3 protein-coding genes are annotated in these 3,232 nt (G+C 61.5%); 1 reads left to right on the forward strand and 2 read right to left on the reverse strand.

What is annotated here, in order from left to right:
* Positions 1–575: dicarboxylate/amino acid:cation symporter (locus AC0AP0_RS10810; protein ID WP_490430467.1), on the reverse strand; the 575-nt coding region annotated here is incomplete at its 3' end.
* Between the two features lie 165 nt (positions 576–740).
* Entirely contained in the window at positions 741–1,022 is a 282-nt protein-coding gene (locus tag AC0AP0_RS10815) for a metal-sensitive transcriptional regulator (RefSeq protein WP_110416674.1), read from the reverse strand.
* Positions 1,023–1,141: 119 nt separating this feature from the next.
* On the opposite strand from AC0AP0_RS10815, the gene AC0AP0_RS10820 reads away from it, so the two are divergent.
* A partial coding sequence (locus AC0AP0_RS10820) for a heavy metal translocating P-type ATPase (RefSeq protein ID WP_490430468.1) occupies positions 1,142–3,232 on the forward strand: 2,091 nt, incomplete at its 3' end.

A 3,232-nucleotide genomic window follows, 5' to 3' on the forward strand; every position in this document is an offset into this window, starting at 1 on the left:
ACGCTCTGCTCGCCGCGCGGGGTTGAGGCAGCCTTGTTCAGAGAGACCGCCAGGAGGATGGCGAAGATCACGACAGGAATGACCTGGTTCTGGGCCCAGTTTTCCGCCAGATTCGAGGGGAAGAGGCCGACCAGAGTATCGAGCACCCCTGGCACCTCGTGAGGCTTGGCCCCCTTGGGCAGGGCCTGATTGAACCCCTTGCCGACCTGGAAAAGCAACCCCAGAACCAGGGCGATCACGGCGGCTGTGAAGGTGTTGACCAGGAGAAGAACGATGGTCTTCACACTGATGTTCTTCAACCGACCAGACCCACCGATACGGCTGATGCTGGCAATGATGCTGAAGAGCAGGAGGGGCACCACGAGGGCCGAAATGACCTCGGACCAGACGTTGCCGAATGCCCCCACATAGGTCGTGTGACCGGAGAAGCCCACACCCACCAGGATTCCCAACACCGTCGCAATAATGACCCGCCAACTGAAGTTGACCTTGGTCTTTCTGCTCAGCAGGGCCAGCCCCGCAAAGAGAATGACGACCACTATCAGGGCCGCCCAATCCCAACTCGTTTCCGACATTGCCTCTCCCTCATCAATCTCTCCTCCCCAGGGCCAAACGGCCTAGGGTTGGGTTTCAATCTAACAGGAGAAAGACAGAAGTCCAGCGATTCCTAGAAGAATGCCTATACCCGTTGCTTATGAACTGCTATTCTTGGACGGATTGGACCTGTCTGGCGAGGGTTTCTAAGAACGGACCAGGCGGGCGATGGCCTCGGAGGCCTCCTCCATCTTCTCATCGGCCTCTTCGCCTCCCTTTTCGGCAGCCTCGCGGACGCAGTGGTTCATGTGGTCGTCCAGCAGGGTCAGAGCCACCGACTTCAGGGCGCTGGTCGAGGCTGCAATCTGGGTGAGGATGTCGATGCAGTAGGTATCCGATTCGACCATCTGCTCAATGGCCCTGACCTGGCCCTCGACACGCCGGAGTCTAGTGATGGTCCGCTTTTTGTCGTTGGCATATCCGGGCAAGGTTTACTCCATTCCTATTAATTCCATGGCCTTCATGGCTGAGCCTGGACAGACCCGGATCCATGAAACCCATATCGAAATTCACTATCAGTATACCCCTGGGGGGTATAGTGAGCCACATGAGCAACATCCTGGTCCTTATTGCAGCCCTGGCTATCACCGCGGGCATCATCTGGTACTTCTTCGCACCCAGAAAGGCCGCACAGGCCAAGGATGAGGGCGGCGTCCAGACCGTCCATATCACGGTCAAGGGCGGATACAGCCCCCAGCTGATCCAGGTTCAGGCCGGGCGGCCGGTCAAGTTGGTCTTCGATCGCCAGGAAAGCGGGGAATGCTCCTCACACGTGGTCTTCAATGACTTCAATATCGACAAGACCTTGCCCGCCTTCCAAACCTCAACCGTCCAGCTGACTCCGCCCAAGGCCGGCGACTATCCCTTTGCCTGCGGGATGAACATGCTCCACGGGATGCTCCGGGCCACCGATGGACCGACGAGCGGCAGCGACGAGGCGCAATCCGAACAAGCACAAAGTAGCCAGTCACAAAGCGAGCGCCCACAGACCGAACCCGCCGAGGCTGCCAAATCAGCCCAGACCACTGGCGGCAGCGACCAGGACGAGGCGGATCAAGAGCGCACGACAGAAATCCGCGACCTGACCCGGCGATTCATCGTAGCCTTGGTCTTCACGCTCCCGGTTTTCATCCCAGCCATGTTCGGCATGTTCCTGCCCATGCCACACATTCTGATGAACCCCTGGGTCCAGCTGGTCCTGATATTGCCGGTGATGTTCTACTCGGGCTGGCCCATCCACCGCACCGGGTGGCTGGCACTGGCACACCGGGCTCCGGAGATGAACTCCCTGGTCGCTCTGGGCACTGCGACAGCCTTCCTGTACTCACTGGTGGTCACCGTGGCCCCGCAACTCCTGCCTGAGGGAAGCCGCGAACCATATTACGAGGCCGTGGGCACCATCATCACCCTGATGATCCTCGGCCAAATCCTGGAGGCACGGGCCAGGCGCGGCACCGGCGATGCCATCCGCGCCCTTGTCGGACTGAGACCCAAGACCGCCACCGTGGTGAGGACCGGCCAGGACGGCAGGGAGACCACCCAGGAGATTGCCGTCGACGATGTGGCCGTCGGAGACGTGATTCAGGTCCATCCGGGCGAGAAGCTGCCTGTGGACGGCCAGGTCATCTCCGGATCATCCTCAGTGGACGAATCCATGGTGACCGGCGAGCCCATGCCCGTCCTCAAGCAGGAGGGTGATTCCCTGGTCGGAGCCACCGTCAACGGCACGGGCTCCCTGCGCTACAAGGCCACCCAGGTAGGGCAGGACACGGTCCTGGCACAGATCATCCGGCTGGTCAAGACGGCTCAGACATCCAAGGCACCCATCCAGAAGCTGGCCGACCGCATATCGTCTATTTTCATTCCCGGGGTCATCCTGGTAGCGCTCTGGACCTTCGTGGCCTGGTGGGCGTTCGGCCCCATGCCCCGCGGCGTATATGGAATCGTGGCGGCGGTCTCCGTCCTGGTCATCGCCTGCCCCTGCGCCCTGGGCCTGGCCACTCCGCTATCTGTGACGATCGGCACCGGACGCGGCGCCCGTGCCGGCGTGCTCTACCGGTCGGCGGAGGCCCTGCAGGGAGCGCATGACGTCGACACCATCGTCCTCGACAAGACCGGCACCATCACCCAGGGCCGACCTGAACTGGCTGATGTCCAGAGCGTGCAGGGGATGGATGAAGGCCTGCTGATCAAGGCGGCCGCGAGCGCCGAGAGCAATTCCGAGCACCCCCTGGCCCAGGCCATCGTCCAGGCTGCCAAGGATCGCAACCTGGAGCTGGTCCCGGCCAAGGACTTCGACTCGGTTACCGGCGCTGGCATCGATGCGACCTTCCCCTCCGGCTCCTTTAAGGCAGGCAGAGGCACCCCGCATGTTCTTGTCGGCAACCGCAGACTGCTCGAGAGCAAGGGAATCGAACTTGAGAACGAAATAGCGGACCAGGCTAGCGCGCAATCCCTCTTGGACACTGCCTGCAGCTGGGAGAATCAGGGCCGCACGACCATCTTCGTGGCCATTGGCGGCAAGCTTGCCGGGGTCCTGGCCGTGACCGACCAGGTCAAGACCGGCTCCAAGCAGGCCATCCACGACATGAACGAGCGTGGCATCCAGACCATCATGCTGACCGGCGACAACCAGGGC

The sequence above is a fragment of the Bifidobacterium sp. POST2/T3 (B1) genome, assembly GCF_058197115.1.